The sequence below is a fragment of the Corynebacterium sp. HMSC073D01 genome (assembly GCF_001815555.1).
GTDB classification, from domain to species: Bacteria; Actinomycetota; Actinomycetes; order Mycobacteriales; family Mycobacteriaceae; genus Corynebacterium; species Corynebacterium glucuronolyticum.
Genome location: NZ_KV821035.1, coordinates 1 through 16848 on the forward strand (window position 1 = coordinate 1; position 16848 = coordinate 16848).

General features: G+C 55.6%; 9 protein-coding genes. 6 read left to right on the plus strand and 3 right to left on the minus strand.

Annotation, left to right across the window (positions count from 1 at the left end; translation table 11 throughout):
• Window positions 1–327: 327 nt before the first annotated feature.
• Both HMPREF3044_RS05450 and HMPREF3044_RS05455 read right to left on the minus strand, forming a co-directional pair.
• Window positions 328–1272, minus strand: a complete 945-nt coding sequence (locus tag HMPREF3044_RS05450; RefSeq protein ID WP_070739772.1) for a restriction endonuclease — start codon at window positions 1270–1272, stop codon at window positions 328–330.
• A 112-nt stretch (window positions 1273–1384) separates the two neighbouring features.
• Window positions 1385–2167 carry an FGGY-family carbohydrate kinase gene (locus tag HMPREF3044_RS05455; protein ID WP_070739774.1) on the minus strand — a complete coding sequence of 261 codons (783 nt, stop codon included), beginning with the start codon at window positions 2165–2167 and terminating at the stop codon, window positions 1385–1387.
• 65 nt (window positions 2168–2232) lie between these two features.
• On the opposite strand from HMPREF3044_RS05455, the gene HMPREF3044_RS12580 reads away from it, so the two are divergent.
• Both HMPREF3044_RS12580 and HMPREF3044_RS05460 read left to right on the plus strand, forming a co-directional pair.
• Complete coding sequence (locus tag HMPREF3044_RS12580; protein WP_246820908.1) at window positions 2233–2313, plus strand: excalibur calcium-binding domain-containing protein; 81 nt, start codon at window positions 2233–2235, stop codon at window positions 2311–2313.
• Window positions 2314–2350: 37 nt separating this feature from the next.
• The gene (locus HMPREF3044_RS05460; RefSeq protein ID WP_246820902.1) at window positions 2351–3145 is read left to right on the plus strand and encodes a hypothetical protein; all 795 of its coding nucleotides are present in this window, start codon (window positions 2351–2353) and stop codon (window positions 3143–3145) included.
• A gap of 160 nt (window positions 3146–3305) precedes the next feature.
• On the opposite strand, the gene HMPREF3044_RS05465 is transcribed toward HMPREF3044_RS05460, so the two are convergent.
• Complete coding sequence (locus HMPREF3044_RS05465) at window positions 3306–10886, minus strand: AAA domain-containing protein (protein ID WP_070739780.1); 7581 nt, start codon at window positions 10884–10886, stop codon at window positions 3306–3308.
• 546 nt (window positions 10887–11432) lie between these two features.
• On the opposite strand from HMPREF3044_RS05465, the gene HMPREF3044_RS05470 reads away from it, so the two are divergent.
• From HMPREF3044_RS05470 to xylB, 4 genes are all read left to right on the plus strand, one after another.
• Window positions 11433–12578, plus strand: a complete 1146-nt coding sequence (locus HMPREF3044_RS05470; protein ID WP_246820904.1) for an ROK family transcriptional regulator — start codon at window positions 11433–11435, stop codon at window positions 12576–12578.
• Window positions 12579–12774: 196 nt separating this feature from the next.
• Window positions 12775–14127 (plus strand): xylose isomerase, encoded by a 1353-nt coding sequence (xylA, locus tag HMPREF3044_RS05475; RefSeq protein ID WP_070739785.1) that lies wholly within the window; start codon window positions 12775–12777, stop codon window positions 14125–14127.
• Window positions 14128–14138: 11 nt separating this feature from the next.
• A complete protein-coding gene (locus tag HMPREF3044_RS05480; protein WP_070739788.1) occupies window positions 14139–15503 on the plus strand; it encodes a sugar porter family MFS transporter in 1365 nt (454 codons plus the stop codon).
• A gap of 15 nt (window positions 15504–15518) precedes the next feature.
• A complete protein-coding gene (gene xylB / locus HMPREF3044_RS05485) occupies window positions 15519–16844 on the plus strand; it encodes a xylulokinase (protein WP_070739791.1) in 1326 nt (441 codons plus the stop codon).
• Window positions 16845–16848: the final 4 nt, after the last annotated feature.

Here is a 16848-nt window from a genome sequence, read left to right on the forward strand (position 1 = left end):
TTTCGGTTTTTAAACCGCAACCCGACGTAGAGCCCATGTCCGCAGATACGCACTACTCCTTGGTTGTTGATCCATAGTTCATCCGGGATTGACCATGCGTTACGGATGTAGGAGGTAGCCTAGGTCGTGCGGTAGCGTGGGTTTCTTGTTGGAATGACTCGTTATCGTTTCTTGATACCCTGGGAGAAGTTGTCGCTTCTCCCAGGGTGTTGGTGTCCACCCGGCGGATGCTGCCATCTAGGACGATGCCATGGTGTTTTTGGTAGCCGTCAACGATTCTGGCCCACAGGTAGTCAGGGTCGATTAGGGATTCAGTCTGCCGCGGATCTAGCTCTCTTCCTCATCAAAGAAGTCTTCGTCAATCTCGTAGAGGGTGAACTCTTGCTTCTTCTGGACGGCGACGCCGTACTCGAGGAGGTGGCGGGTGAGGGCTTTGCCGTCGATGAGGATGACGCGGCCGTGGCGGTAGCCTTTGGCGGTCTCTTCGGCAGAGGGGAGGAAACTTGAGGTGGTGATGAATACACCGAGGGATGCGCCTTTGGCATCGAGGGATCCGAAGAAGTTCCGGATCTCGCGCTCGCCGACGCGGTTGTTGTCCGCGTAGCGCTTGGCCTGGACGTAGACGTTGGTGAGGCCGAGAGCGTCTTGACTGATAATGCCATCGATTCCACCGTCGTGGGGCTTACCCACATGAACCTTATGGCCTTTGGCGCCACCGTAGCCCATGGCCCACAGGAGCTCAAGCACGGCTTTTTCGAAGAACTCCGGTGAGGCTTGTTGGAGGCGAGAGCGGAGTTCGGTTTCAACCTTTAAGTTGTACATTTGCTCAGTGTGGGCCATGACCTCACTGGGGCTCTTGGATTCGCTCTCATCTAGTTGTGAATCGGCGTTGGAGTTGGCGGAGGTCTCTTTCTTTCGCGCGGCGATTTCGTCCTGATAAGCCTGCCAGACGGGCCACTCGAGCATATCGATCTCCGAGTACTTGGAAAGGTTGCGGGAATCTACCACCTTGCCGTCGTCGGTGATCTCGTAATGGCCACGTTTGGGACGGTTTAAAAGACCAGCCTGGGTGAGCCCCGAGCACGCCCAAGCAATGCGGTTAATGTACCTGGCTTGGCCAGACGGGATGAGCTCTTCACGCGTCGCTTCATCGAGCCCTATCGCGTCGGCGACCTTTTCGTGGAGCTCACGAAAAGCTAGAGTCTCGCCGTTGGACAAAACCCGCAATACAACGGGGCGGTAATCATCACTGGTTGGTGACTTGTCGGTCATCCGCGTTACCTCAGGCACTTTCTACTGGAGTTGTTTCGTATGTACCTAAGGTTATCGGTTTCCTTCGGAGATGTTGGCAGGTTGGATGGTGGTTTTCCCTCTGCCGTGGTCTTTACCACCCCTCCGTCTTATCCCGCAGCTCCTCGTAACGGGCGACGGTGTTGGTGTCGGGGTTTGCTTCGTAGTGTTTGGGGGTGCCTTGGGTGGCCCAGGCGGGTGGGAGGGCCTGCCCGGATAGCACCCAGGCGGCTTGGCGGGCGGCGCCCATGGCGACGTACTCGCCGGGTTCGGGGACGAGGACGCCGCCGCCGATGAGGAGGACGCGGTTGGTCTCCTGCTGGGTGGCGTCTTCGAGGGCGACCATGGCGTCGCGCATGGAGCAGAGGATGCCCTCGACGGTGGCGCGGGCGATGTCTTCGCGGGAGGTGTCGGTGGTCAGGCCCCTAAAGACGCCGGTGGCGTCGGGGCGGTTGGGGGTGCGCTCACCATCGAAGTAGGGCAGGAGGCTGACGCCGTGGGCGCCGGGCTCACCCTGCAGGGCGAGGGCGGACAGGCCGTTGTGGTCCACGTTCAGGATGCGGGCGGCGAAGTCGAGGACCTTCGCGCCGTTCAAGGTGCAGGCCAGCGACAGGTAGCGGCCGGTGGTGTCGGCGAAGCCGGTGACCATGCCGGTGCCGTCGTGGGCGCTTGCCGTGGAGACGGTGGAGGCGACGCCGGAGGTGCCGGTGGAGATGCACACGTCGCCGGGCTGTAAGTCGAGGCCGAGGGAGGCAGCCATGTTGTCGCCGGTGCCGGGGCTGACAAGGGCGCCGGAGTGGGTCTGACCAATGGGCTGGTTGGGGGCGGCCAGTTCGGGCAAGCGCGCGTCGTGGCCGAGGTACAAGCGTGTGACCATGGCGAGCCCATCATCAGTTTCCTCTGCAACCTCCGAGGGTTGTTGGCAATACGGTCGGTGGCCCGATCTCGCAAGGTGAGCCGGGGTATTCCAGCAAGCTCGACCGCGACGGTGACGGTGTGGCCTGTGAATCGAGGCCGAAGTAGCAAGCGCGTGCGCGCTCGCTGTGGGAAGATGAAACCCATGGAGCTTGAGTTTTTGGAAGCAATGGGTTTTTACTCCTCGGCGGAGCAGACGTACCGCTTGGTGATGGATGCGCCGGTCGAGTCGGTGGGGGCGTCGGATAACTTCAACCGCGTGTCGGTGTACAAGGATCCGTCGGGGGTGAGCATCTGCTTCATGGAGTCGCTGTCGGGGCAGACGTCGGAAAGCTTCGCGGTGACCGGGGCGACGCCGGTGAGTGTCGCCGCGTGGCAGGTGACACCGGGGCTCGTGTGGGCGGATGTCTTTGACAAGGCAGGTGTGCTGCAGACGCGACTTCTCGTGAGCGTTGATGATCCGCACAGGTATCCGCTGTATTCGCTGCAGTCGATAGGCGCGCCGGTGCGGTGTGACGGGCTGCAGCTCGGTGCCATTGCCTCTGATGTGACAGTGTATTCCTCGGTGGAGGAGTGGGCAGCCAACCAGACGCCGATTAAGAAGGAAGACACGCATCTCAAGGATGATCCGTCGGTTCCCGAAGAGGTGCTCATTGGCCCGAAGTTCATCGGTTGCCCGTGGATCGGGATGCTGCAGGCGGGCCAGGTGGCACCAGCGGATCTGGGGCCACAGGCGCTGTTCAAGGGGCTGGTGGAAGAGGTCACTGTTGCTCAGAACAAGTTGACGGGCAGGCCCTGGTACAAGGTGGCCGCTGATTGTGGCGTGCCGACTATGGTAGCGCTGCCTGCTGATATCTCTCCGCGGCCACAGGTTGGTAGCGTGATTGATGGCACCGTGTTTATGACGGGTACGAGTGGGATGTGGGGGAGTGCCTCTTAGAAACGCGCACCGGCATACGTCTAGACGCGACCGAGTGGCGATGAGCTGAGGAACTAATTTTGTGAGGAACTAATTTGCGGTACCGACTTTCCCCTTGGCCGTTGACGGAAAAGGTGCGCACTGTTGATTACAGTGCGCGCCTTTGTTTCATTACGGATTGCTATTCCTCGAGGCGACTCTCCAGATCACGGAGAAGCCTGTCGTATCCCTGTTCATTGATGATGGGGATTTTAAAGTTTCGGGCTTTCTGAGCCTTTTTATTCATTGTGTCGGGGTCAGCAGCAACGAGAATTACTGTTGATTTGTCCAGATCAGCTACTACCAGTGAGTGGTTTCTGGTAATTTTTTCCCAACTACCGACGGAGTGGAGAACAGTGGGGCCTGTAAAGGCAATACGGTCTCCGGGCTGCAACGCAAAAGTAGGGGCATCGCTCGTCTCCGAGGAGCGTTGCATTGCCGATATCATCCTGGAGACGGTTCCCTGGTCGATTTCCAATACTTCAGCCACGCGATTGATATCTTCGATCTCCTCCTCGGAGAGAACTGAGTCAGAAAGCGCGATACGAATGACCTGTCGTAGATACTGCATTCGTGCGCGATTGATGTCCTGCTGGCTCAAGCCAAGATTTACTGCTTGCTTGTACAGATCAAGTCGCTCATGAGTAGAAACTTCTCTATCGAGCATGACTATGTCCAGTAGCTGCATAAACTCGTCAATATCGGCTTCCCCGCTGGTCGGCAGTTGATCGATAATCTGCGATATCCAGCTGGTAGATTCTGTCATCTCCACGAATTCACGGGTAACCGTAGGCGTTCGACGAGGATGAATAGCAGACACAAACTGCATTGCAGGGTATTTCGCAGCAATCGCACCTTTATGAAGTAACACGTTCAAGAGATTGGCAGTAGCCATTGCATCATCAAGTGCACAGTGCGAATGTTCATTCTTTAGCCCAGCTGCGTCAAGTGCAGAAGAAAGAGATCTACCACTACTACCGAGTAGCTTCGGGGAGTGGCTCATCGTGCAGTAACCGTCGTTAAGATGAATTGCCTTGACATTCGAACGTGAGAATTCGCGTCCGAGCTGCTTAGACACAAACGGAGCATCATGAGCGATGAGAATTCGCCTATCGAGCAGCTCAGCAATGTCATCTGCAACTTCTTCGAAGACTGGAGCAGCAACAGTCATGCGCTCGCTAATGCCATGAATAGCAGAATCGCTGAAGCTCCTTCGAGGATTGATGAGCGTGGTGTACGTGCCTTCAACCTTCCCGTTGAGAGTAGCCAAGACAATCCCAATTTCGATAATTCGATCTCTCTCGGAAATCCCTGAAGTTTTCACATTGAGAACGGCAAAGCCGAGGGTAGGTTTGTGCTTTGCGTTCTCCGGTGTGTTGATCAGCTTAGATGAGATCGAAACGTCACCCACAGCGGGCTTCAAGCCAGTCGTTTTGTCACTTGCGGTGGGGGAAGGCGAGGCACCCGTCCTTCCTTTAGTTTTAGGGCTTGATAGAGCAACGCTAGGTTGTTTTTTCACCTCTCGGCGTTTACGGGCTCGTTCCGAAGCCAGAAGTAGGGCCTCGTTGAACCGCTGCTCAGCTACACTTGAGCCGCGCTGGATGCCAAAAAGCTTGAGCACCTGGTTATAGACCATTTCGCTTTCATCGGCGGAGAGTCCATATCCGTAGCGCAGGGCTGAACTGGAGTATTCAATAGCATTCGCGATTTCTTCCAGCGGAATCGATGCCAGATAACGCGGGATCGAGGATGCTCTAAAACCAATCCATGTCTGGGGGTTTATATGATTAGGCCAAATGAACCCCTCTCCATCGATCCGCTCAGTAATTCGTGAATCAGCGGGGATAGCCGCTGCGATATTATGCCTGATATTTGCACCGGCTTTTGATAAGCCGAAGCATTTCGCAATGTGACTGTAGAGCTTCGTGGTTTCCATCGGTCCGTAATTGGAGATGATATTCCTGATTACGGGTTTGAGCTTTGATTTAGCGGCTGCGCCGACACCCGATTGTAATTCGGCTCGTTTTCCTAGGTTTCTAACCTGTGGTTCCTTAAAAATGAGTTTCCGCTTTTGGATGTTTTCTTTCTCCTGCGGAGACTCGAAGGAAGTGAAGGAGGGAACTGTTTCGGTTACTTGGCGTTCAGTTACTACTGACTCTTCGTTTGTTAGCTCTTTCTCTGACTGCTCGCTGGGTAGTTCGATCTCTTCTTCAGTTTCCCCGTAATCACTCAGATCAGCGACGATGTGCTCGCTGACAGGGGGGTCAGCTACCACGGCGTCGAAAACGGGCGAAGTCATGGTCTCATCGAGCGGGCTGGAGAAAGCGAAAGGCTCAGAGGAGTCAGTGGCACCAATGGAAAGCTCCTCATTTTCGATATCTTCTTCTTCCTCTTCCTCCTGGAGCTGCTGAGCGTAATTGTCTAGCGCAGCGGATTTTTTCTCTTCCAGTTCCAGCTCGCGCCGGAGATTTTCCTCCTCAGCCTCCTCATCGCGCGCAGCAAGAACTTCCTGTGCCTTAGCAATCTCATTTTCAATTCGGGTGATGACAGACTGCGGTTTATGAATCCACTCGGGCAACCAGACACGAACGAGTCCTGCCCAACTCATTAACGGCTTGAGCAGCTCGGGAGTGAGATCACGATCGGCGACGGTCGGGAGCGTATTCCACCGTGGGCCGTCGAGGATGACTGCAACGTGCCAGCGTTCGTCGTTTTCAGGGCGAACAACCAAATCGAGCTTGAAGCTAGAAAGCCCGTACTCTTCTTGGACCACCCAGCCGTGCTTCCTCAGCTCCTTGGCGATGGCGTCGCGAATGTGGTCATCAGTTTCACTCTTCGAAAGGCGTTCAGTGCTGTCATCCGTTCTGCTGAACCCTTTTTGCGCTTGGATAATGTACTCACGGAGATCTTTTAGTCCCCGAGAATTTGTTCGCGTGGGGTCTATTTCGTGCGGATCGAAAGAGACAAACATGACCACTGAGCGTCGAGCACGTGTGATTGCTACATTGAGCCTTCTCTCCCCACCCATCCTGTTAAGAGGACCAAAGTTGAGGGGCATTGGTCCTCCGTCTTCCTTCTTGGAAAACGCAACTGAGAACAAGATAACATCGCGTTCATCACCTTGGACATTTTCCAGATTCTTCACAAAAATGCCATCGGGACCGGGTTGCAAATGCTCATGCACTAGAGGATCTTCAGAGGCTTCAAGCAGATCCAAAATGAGATCCCGCTGCTGGACGTTGAAGGTCACCACACCAATGGATTCTTCAGAGGTGAATGGATCATTAAGCCGTCGGGTGATTTCTTCAACGATTGCCTGTGCCTCAATAGGGTTGGTGTTTTTTCGTTTCCCCGTCGTTGTGTTTGCTCTGAGGAATTGCCCATTTACTCGGTGAACCGTGACCCCCTCAGCAGTACTGCCACCCGGTGAAGGGAGACTAGCTAGCTTCCCGTCGTAGTAGCTCTTGTTGGAGAAGGCGATGAGGGACTCATCCTGCGATCGGTAATGCCACGTAAGCCACAGGCGGGGGAACCCTGACTCCACAGCCTCAGTGAGAATGGAGTCCAGATCTCCGACATCAGAAGGATCTGATTCTTCTTCGTAGACGTAATCGTCGGTAATATTCCCTGAACTAGCTTTTCCAAAGCTCGTAGGTGGCATTTGCTTACTGTCGCCGACAATGACGGCAGATTTCCCACGCCCAAGCGCGCCCACTGCTTGATCGACCGTAACCTGCGATGCTTCGTCGAAAACGACGATATCAAAAGCTGCTGCTTTGGGGGCGATGAAGTGTGCTAGCGCCGTTGGACTTGCCAAGATGCAGGGGGTGATGTCCAGAATCTGTTCAGAATAGTCATTAAACAAGTTTCTGAATGACTGCATCTTTCGTTTAGATTCCAGCCGTCTGCGCAAGTCGCCTGTCTTTCCGCTCACTCGACCTGGCTTAAAGTGGCGCTGGTTTTGGAGTTTGGCAGGAAGGGACTTCTTGAGCTCACTTTGCAGTTTTTTGACAGCACGTTTCAGCCTGAGGAGCTGGTCATCCTTCTCCGCAACGCTGAAGTTATCAAGCTTGAAAGCGCCAATGCGCTCAACAAGCGAGGCCCGAGCCAGACCACGCAGGAGAGCCATATCGATTTCCGAGAGAGGTACTTCTCCTCCCAAAATCGATAGCACAGCTTCCTCAAAGCCAAGTTCTGAAAGCGGCACAGCAGCTTCATTCCACTGTGCAACATTACGAAGCGTGCTCACTCCGTTAGCATCGATATCGGCTTTCCACTTCGGGAGCTGATCCCTTATCGCTAAAGCCCACGGCTTACCATCCAACCACAACTTGAATTGTTCATCACTCGTGGTGAGGGTAGTAAGGAAATTCTGCCAAGCGGAGTAGTACCGATCAGCTAGAGGAACCGCATTTCTCAATGTATTAGGAGAACGATCAAAGAGATTCGGGAATTCTTTTGCAGTAGCAATCTGTTTGCTGATGAGTTCAGCAGTGTGTCTTAGCCCTTTCGCAGCTCCGTAACTTGCTACTGATGTATCCGCCAGGTGCGCAGTCTCCTGTATCGCAGCTAGCTGACCTCGGAAATCTGTATCCGCAGTACGAATTGTTGGAATTTTCCGAGCAAGCGAGAGAATTGTATTCGGGCTTGGAGGATCATCGCTCATGACCGCGGCCGAAAAGGCAGGGCTGCAAGCTGCTGCGCACAGGTCGTAGAAATGCTTCAACCGTTTCTTTTTGCCAAAAAACCCCTGCTGTGCTGCTTCACCTGCATCGATGAGCTCCTGAACATTGCCAGAGCGGAGGAAGAAAACCGAGAAAGCATCGGTTACAGGCTTGGCCTCCGCCGCAAGCATGTCGGCTTCGTGCGCAAGCCTCTCAATGTAGCTTAATGAACTTGCTGCCTTCTTTCGCTGCTTATTAGTAAGTTTCCTCTCAGCGGTAATTTCAAGGATCCGCGCGATGGCAGTTTCGTAACTGTTGCGGAAGTCTTTGGAATAGTGAGTAGCAATATTCTTAGCTACTTCATTTTGCTGCACGGCAGTATAAGCGGACCATAGTTCGCTCCACGCGTCCATAATGTCGTTTGAGTCAACATTCCGTACACCCGGACCTGCGAGGAACCACAGTCCTGCCTTCTCGCGACTAACCTCAATTGCAGCTAGCGAAAGCTGGTGGAACTTCTCGCCGAGTGAAGAAACATCCTCGCTCGGGTTAGTTACGTAAGAACGCGGAACGGGGAGCGTAGGACCGTGTCCGCACATAATCTCCTCTGTCGCGGCTGTCCACAAGGAATATCCGATCGCATTGGCAGTGTGAATTTGCTCCGGATACTGTGTAAGAGGTTGGATCCGTGACTGGAACTCAACGACCGTGGATTTCCATCTGCGATTGTTATAAATGAGCTCAGTGTCGATCGAGTCGCGCAGCTTCTTGCGAAGGAGATCTGGGTGCTGGTCTGAGCCGTGGAGGTCCAGAGTGAACGGGGCCAGTCCAATACTTTCCAATCGCGACTTAACCACGTCGAGAGCTGCTTGCTTTTCTGCAACAAAAAGAACTTTCTGCCCTTCGGCGAGGCAATGCGCTACGAGGTTAGTGATGGTTTGCGACTTACCTGTGCCGGGAGGTCCTTCCAGTACGAAGCTACGTCCGGAACCTGCAGCTGCAACGGCTTTGAGCTGAGCTCCGTCGGCGCTAATAGGGAGGAAGACCTCGCCTTCAACTACGTCGATATCCCTCAAGTCTTCATTGCCGGCTGGATCCTCAAACGGCCTTCCAGGGTTATGGGTGAGGTGATGGAAAACGGGTGATTTCTCAAAATCTCGCCAATTGTTTTTAAGGTCTCTCCACATTCCGTACGTGGAGAATTTCGCGATGAGGATAAAAGCATTCTCAGTCACTTCGAGGTCGACTGCGGAATCAGCAAGTTGTTTAGAAATTTCGCTGATGTTCCGCGCGATATCTAGTCCTGATTCGTCTTGATATGGGTGCTCCAGTGCTGGAATCGTGAGATCGTGATTTTGCCGTAACCATTCCACGAGACAGTGGTTAGGAGTGGCCTCCTGGCTACTGTCAATCTGGATACCGAATCGGCTATTTCCTTTTCCACCAGTGAATTTGATAGGAATGAGAAACAGCGGCGCGCTAGCACTCCCCTTGGTATATGGGATTTGGAGACTTCCGAGGGCAAGATAGAAGTTGCTCGAGCCAGTCTCTTCCCGAAGCGTCGCTACTGTTCGGCTCAGTTTGGTCAGCTTACTTTTGTACTGCTTTTCAGTGATATCGGCGAAAATGCGATTGTTTTTGAGCAGCTGCTCTTCCCGGTACTCTGGTCCGAACTCTCGAACATTTGAAAAACCCTGAGCGCGTTTGTTAAGGGAAATTGCATCGTGAGGTTCGATTGCAAGGTTAGTTCCATTGTGAATGAGATCATCCACATGCGGGAGGATTCCCCCTCCAGTGAGTAGCTCAATGACCTCCGCGCCAGGTTTCGTATTGAGAAGCCTATTTTTGAAGGTTAAGTCGAGGAGTTCCTTCATCCAATTGGCAATGCGTGGCGGAACTTTTTCGGTTGACAGTCTAGAGCTTGAGGCAATTTCGTCAGCGTAATGGATAAGGTTTCCTAGCTTTCCAAATGAAGACTTGTTGCGCCGGCCGGTGGAGATCTCCTCTTCCCCGTAGCTGTCCTTCCCGCCGCTGCTAAGGGGGCGCATTCCATCTTGACGGGCAGAAGCAATGTCAACAATGCCGTATACCTCATCCTTCTCGAAAGCCTCATCTAGGATGCGCCGTGCCTGGCTTACTGAGTTGCTGAACGATTGTGGGGTGTCGCTGGTAAGAGACACAGAATCGATGGGTAGAACCGTGCCACTTGTAATGAGATTTCTTAATTCCGCTGTAGCCTCAATCACTGGCTTCCGCAACAATTGATCTTGAGTGATAATGCCTGTCATGGCATGGCCTTTAAGCAAAATAATGACGGGATGCAGCCCAGTCTGCTCAGCGACAGCGCTAAAAGCGATAGAAAGATCGATGCACGTGCCAAACTTGGTCAGGATGACCTCGGAGCTGCTGCGTACTCGTTGGCCAGTGTTCTCGAAAGAAGCCGGTGGGGTGATATAAGTTATGCCTTCTTGCCCAAGCGCTACATAAATGGCCGCGGCGATTTCAACAGCGTGTTTGGAACCTTGCTGATAGCCATTGAGCGAGGAAGACCCAGTTTCCTTTATTAAGGCTTGAGAAGCGGAACGTAACAGCGGGATCAGTTTTGAATCATTGGGTTGCACAAAAGCGGCAAGCGACTCAAAAAACGGATGACTATTGAACCATTCGTTATAAGCAAGTAGCCGTAGCGGAACTGAGATTTCCTTCTTCTTCCCTTCCGCACTGGAAGTGAGCGTTATGTCTGTTGAATCCGATTCTTGCAGCTCCCAGAGAAGAGATGCCTTTGGCTTTGTTGAATCGGTGAGCGACAGATTAGTTGTTTCGTATGCGCCGAGACTAGGAACGTGGATGGTCGAAGGTGGGAAGAGATCCTCGCCGTAACATGTGCATGCGATGTGGACATCCATTTCTGGTTTTACCGAGTCGCTGAGGTTTGTGAAGGTAATGCTGTATGCAACGGGGACACCATTATGCGCCAATGCGAAATTCGTCCCATTACGGTAATGCAGATTTCCAGCAATTTCGCCCAGACGAAATTCAAAATCATCGAGTTGCGACATGGTGACGCTTAAACTCCTTTTCACGCGCTACAGATATCTAAGCAAAAAATCTTATCAGGTGAGTTTCCGTCGTCTGCGCAGTTCAGGCAGTAAAGAATGGTTTTGAAAGCCGAATGGAATTAATACATCCTAATTTAAAATAGTCTCCTGGAGCATCCCGAAAAGAATTCTGCATGTAGATGCAGAAAGGGCTGTTTTTCTGTTCCGTAAACTTGTACGGTTCGAATTTGCTAAGCGCTGTCATGCGTCACAAGTCTTCTAGCTATAACTCGCCTTGGGGTAATGTGAACGTGCATTATAGCTATCGGGTCTGCGCTTTTTTGGAAGAAACTGTCATCGTCCACTCGTGAGCTGCGTTGGGGTGAAATTCTCTCGAGATGTCATCCCAGAACTCTGGCGCATCCATAGCGCTAACGAAGAAACGCTTCGGTCTGCGCAAACTAAGTTAATGTGTTTTACTTTCATGTGGCGGGTTGGGTAAGTTGAATGGAGGGGGCTAGTGAAAGGCTGGAAGGAATGCGGCAAGGAAATCTGCGGCACCGAAATATGGCACGGGTATTTGGGCTGATCGGATCGGCGGGTGCTGCGGTGTCGCGGGCGGATCTGGCGGCGGCATCGGGGCTGACCAAGCCGACGGTGTCCAAGCTTGTGGATTCACTCGTGCAGGCGGGGCTTGTCGTCGAAGGGGAGGCCGTGGCCGGGGTGATGGGGCGGCCGAAGATTCCGCTGCAGCTGGAGGGGTACGCGTGCTTTGGGGTAGGGCTAGAGATTATGTGGAAGCGAATTCGGGCAGTTGCCATGGGGCTCGACGGGCGGGTGCTCGCCCGCAACGAGTTCGCACTGGACGTGCCGAGCGCGGATTACCGAGAGGTGGTGAGGGAGTCGGCGGCGCTCGTGCGGGGCTTGCGGGATTCGGCGCGCCGGGTGTGTGCGGCCGGCGGGGTGGATGCGCCGCGGGACCTCGGCCTGTGCTTGGCTATCCCGGGGCGCACGGATAGCGACGAGGAGACGATTTTGTCGGCACCGATCCTGGATTGGTTCGACGTGCCGTTTATCAGGGATTTGCGTGATGAGCTGGGGGATGAGGAGACGTTTTCGGCGTTCAATGACAATCAGCTGGCGGTGCTGTTCGAGGTGCACGAGCACCCGGGGGAGTCGTTCCTATTCGTCAGCGCGTCCACGGGCATCGGTGGCGCGGTGGTGCTGGACGGGCACGTGTATGGCGGGCTGAATGGCTGGGCCGGCGAGATCGGTCACACGGTGGTGGATCGGCATGGGCCACTGTGTCGCTGTGGGCGACAGGGCTGTATCGAGGCGTACTTATCCAGGAAGGCGCTCCAGGAGCGGGCGGGAGTCGCGTCCACTACGCACATTGCGGAGACGATTGGGGCGCTGTTCCAGGACCCGGACGCGCAGGAGACGGCAGGGGAGCTGGGGGAGCTTTTGGGGATTGCGCTATCCAACGCGCTGAACGTGCTGGATATTAACAAGGTCGTGCTTGCGGGCTACCTTGTGGATCTGTTGCCGCACATTGCGGGGCCGCTGGCGGAGACGCTCCGCGGGCGGGCGCTTGTTAACGAGGTCGGCGAGGTGGCGCTGGAGGCGTCGGAGGCGCCGGGGGAGGCGAGCGTGTTGGGGGCGTGCCGGATGACGCTGCGGCCGGTGTTTGATAACCCCGCGCAGTGGCTTTAGGCACATTGCGATGTGCCCTACGGAACATCGCACGGCGCTAAACCCCCGTTTTCACCCCCGAAATGGGTACAACTAAGTAAAAGTCCTTTACTTAGTCCGTACCCTTTCGCCATACTTAGTAAGGAAAGTAAACAAACTAAATACCGCTACGGGTCGTTCGGAGACTGTGGCGGTTACATCCCCGAAAGGATTCGTCATGGGTGACCTCTGGAACGTAGAAAAGATCCCGTTTGTCGGTAACGCCGATGTGAAGCAGGACCTCGGCTTCCACTACTACGATGCAGACAAGGTCGTAGCCGGCAAGAAGATGTCCGAGTGGCTCCGCTTCGCCGTTGCGTACTGGCACTCCTTCGACGCCCGTCTCGTCGATCCGTTCGGTGCCGGCACCGCCGTCCGCCCGTACGACCACATCACCGACCCGATGGACCTCGCTCTCGCCAAGGTTGAATACGCATTCGAGTTCTACCAGAAGCTCGGTGTCGAATACTTCTGCTTCCACGACCGCGACGTTGCACCGGAAGGCGACACCCTCCGCGAGACCAACGCCAACCTGGACAAGGTCGTCGACCGCATCGAGGAGTACCAGAAGGAAACGGGCATCAAGCTCCTCTGGAACACGTGCAACCTCTTCAATAACCCGCGCTTCCTCGCTGGTGCTGCCAGCTCCCCGTACGCGGAGATCTTCTCCTACTCGGCAGCACAGCTCAAGCACAGCCTCGAGGTGGGCAAGCGCCTCGGTGCTGAGAACTACGTGTTCTGGGGCGGCCGCGAGGGCTACGAGAACCTGTGGAACACGGACATGAAGAAGGAACAGGAGCACCTGGCTCGCTTCTTCCGCATGGGCAAGGACTACGCCAATGAGATCGGGTTCGACGGCCAGTTCCTCATTGAGCCGAAGCCGAAGGAGCCCACCACTCACCAGTACGATTTCGACGCTGCCACCACCATCGCGTTCCTGCAGACGTACGGCCTGGATCAAGACTTTAAGCTCAACCTCGAGGGCAACCACGCCAACCTCGCTGGCCACACCTTCCAGCACGAGATCCGCGTCGCCCGCGATGCCGGCATGCTCGGCTCTATCGATGCCAACCAGGGCGACAAGCTCATCGGCTGGGACGTCGACCAGTTCCCGGTGGACCTCTACGAGACGACATCGGTCATGTGGGAAGTCCTCGCAGAAGGCAGCATCGGACCGCGCGGTGGCCTGAACTTCGACTCCAAGCCGCGCCGCACCTCGTTTACCCCGGAGGACCTCTTCCGTTCCCACATCGCCGGCATGGATGCCTTCGCTGCTGGCCTCATCGTGGCAGCCAAGATGCACGAGGACAAGTACATCGAGAATCTTGTGGCAGACCGCTACAGCTCTTACAACGAGGGTATTGGCACAAAGGTTGCAGATTCCTCTTCCACGCTGGCCACCTTCGAGGAGCACTCGCTGGATATCCCGCAGTCTGAGCTCATCGCAGCTACGCGTTCTGACCACATGGAAACCGTCAAGGTGACCATCAACAACTACATTGTCAACGCTCTGGGCAGCGCCAACAAGTAGGGAGACTAACCATGAATAAGAAGATGTCGATGGGGCTGATTTATCTTTTCGGCTCCCTCGGAGGACTACTCTTTGGCTACGATACCGGTGTCATTTCCGGTGCCATTCTGTTCATTCAAGACGAGCTCAACCTCGCTGAATGGGGACAGGGCTGGGTCGTCAGTTCGGTTCTCCTCGGTGCCGTCCTTGGCTCGATCATTATCGGACCGCTCTCGGACCGGATCGGACGCAGGAAACTGCTGTTGGCCGCATCGATCGTCTTCTTTATCGGTGCCGTCGGCTCCGGCGTGGCGCTCGGTCTGGTTACACTCCTTGTTTCCCGCGTCATCCTTGGTCTTGGTGTGGGGATCGCATCCTCGCTGATTCCTACCTACCTTTCCGAGCTCGCCCCAGCAAGCAAGCGCGGTGCACTGTCGGGTCTCTTCCAGCTCATGGTCATGACGGGTATTCTGCTCGCCTACATCTCTAATTACGCGCTGGCAGATATCATCCACGGTTGGCGCTGGATGCTAGGGCTTGCAGCCGTACCGGCAGCTATTCTTTTCTTCGGCGCGCTGATCCTTCCGGAAAGCCCCCGCTATCTTGTTCGCACCGGGGACCTCACCGCCGCCCGCAGCATTCTCGAGCAGATCTACAAGGGAGATGCTGCAGAAGCAGAAACCCAGCTCGCAGGCATCCAGGAACAGGCTCGCCAAGGTCACGGACGTTGGGCTGACCTGTTCAGTCGCGACGTTCGCCCGGCACTCGTTGCCGCCCTCGGTTTGGCGATTTTCCAGCAGGTCATGGGCTGCAACACGGTGCTCTACTATGCACCAACAATCTTCACGGACGTGGGATTCGGTGTTTCCGCAGCACTTCTGGCACACATCGGAATCGGAGTATTCAACGTCATCGTCACCGCCATCGCCCTGAAATACATGGATAGCATCGGCAGGCGCCACATGCTCATCCTCGGTGGTGTCGGCATGGCCGTTTCCCTCAGCATCATGAGTTTCGCGATGAAGGCCTCCGGTGAATCTCACACCGCAGCCATCATCTGCGCAGTCGCCCTGACCATCTACATCGCCTTCTTCTCGGGCACGTGGGGCCCGGTCATGTGGATTATGATCGGCGAAATGTTCCCGCTGAACATCCGCGGCTTGGGTAACTCTCTCGGCAGTACGATCAACTGGACGGCAAACGCCTTGGTGTCCCTCACCTTCCCGGTACTCCTCAACGGCTTCGGTACAGGAACGCTGTTCCTCGGCTACGCGGTCGCCTGCATCCTCGGCGTGCTCTTCGTTAAGTACTACGTGTTTGAAACTCGTAACCGTACGCTGGAGGAGATTGAGGATTACCTCCGCAATCGTGCGAACAAGTCCAAAATCGCTGCGTAGAAGAAAGGTCAGGCCATGAAACCGTATGTTGCAGGCGTCGATTCGTCCACACAGTCTGTAAAGGTCGTCATTGTTGACCCCGCGACTGGTGCCATCGTCCGTGAAGGGCGCGCAAGCCACCCGAACGGCACGGAAGTTGATCCCGCTTTCTGGTGGGATGCGTTCCTTAAAGCCGTGGACAAGGCTGGCGCGCTTGCCGATGTCCGAGCCATCTCCTTTGGTGGCCAGCAGCACGGTATGGTCTGCCTGGACAAAAGCGGCGAAGTCATTCGCCCGGCTCTCCTGTGGAACGACACCCGCTCCGCACAGGCCGCAACCGACCTTGTCAACGAACTCGGTGGTGGAGACTACGCCCTCGGCGTGAAGGAATGGGTCTACCGCACAGGTTCTGTCCCCGTGGCGTCCATTACGATCACCAAACTGCGTTGGCTCGCTCAGAATGAACCGGACAACGCAGCTAAGATTGCCGCGGTCTGCCTTCCGCACGACTGGCTGTCCTGGAAGTTCTCAGGCAGCACGGATCTTAATGATCTCGCCACAGATCGATCCGATGCTTCTGGCACGGGCTATTTCAAAACCCCATCTGCCGACCAGTCCTACGATCGTGATCTGCTCGCCCGTGCGCTCCAGATCGACTCCGCGGACTCCATCATCCTGCCACGCGTCGCCGGCCCCACTGAGGTCATCGGCCACGGCGATCCAGAACGCGGGTGGGGAGATATCGCCATCGGGCCCGGTTGCGGTGACAATGCGGGTGCCACCTTGGGACTGCAGCTCCACCCCGGCGAGGCCATGTTGTCGCTTGGCACTTCCGGTGTTGTGGCGCTCCGCTCAGAAAAACCTGTCGTCGACCCCGAAGGAGTCATCACCGGGTTTGCCGATGCTACTGGTCAGTGGCTCCCTCTCGCCTGCACCCTTAATGCCTCCCGCATTGTCGATGCCATGGCAGCAGTCCTCGGCGTGGATTACGAAAAGTTCAGCGAGCTCGCGCTCTCCGTGGACTCGGCTAAGGGACTGACGCTTACCCCATACTTCGAGGGTGAGCGCACTCCGAACCTTCCCGATGCCACCGCCTCTCTCACCGGAATGACCTTGGAGAACAGCGCCCCCGCCTACGTCGCCCGTGCTGCGGTCGAAGGCCTCCTGAACCTCATGCGTGGTGCCATGGACGCGATGCGCTCCGCTGGTGCCGAAATCAACAAGGTCCAGATGGTCGGTGGCGGCGCCCGCCTCGAGGCGGTCCGCGTCCTTGCGCCAGAAATCCTGGGAGTCGACGTCGTCGTTCCCGATGCCGCCGAGTACGTTGCCTTGGGAGCTGCCCGCCAGGCGATGACCCTCTAATTGA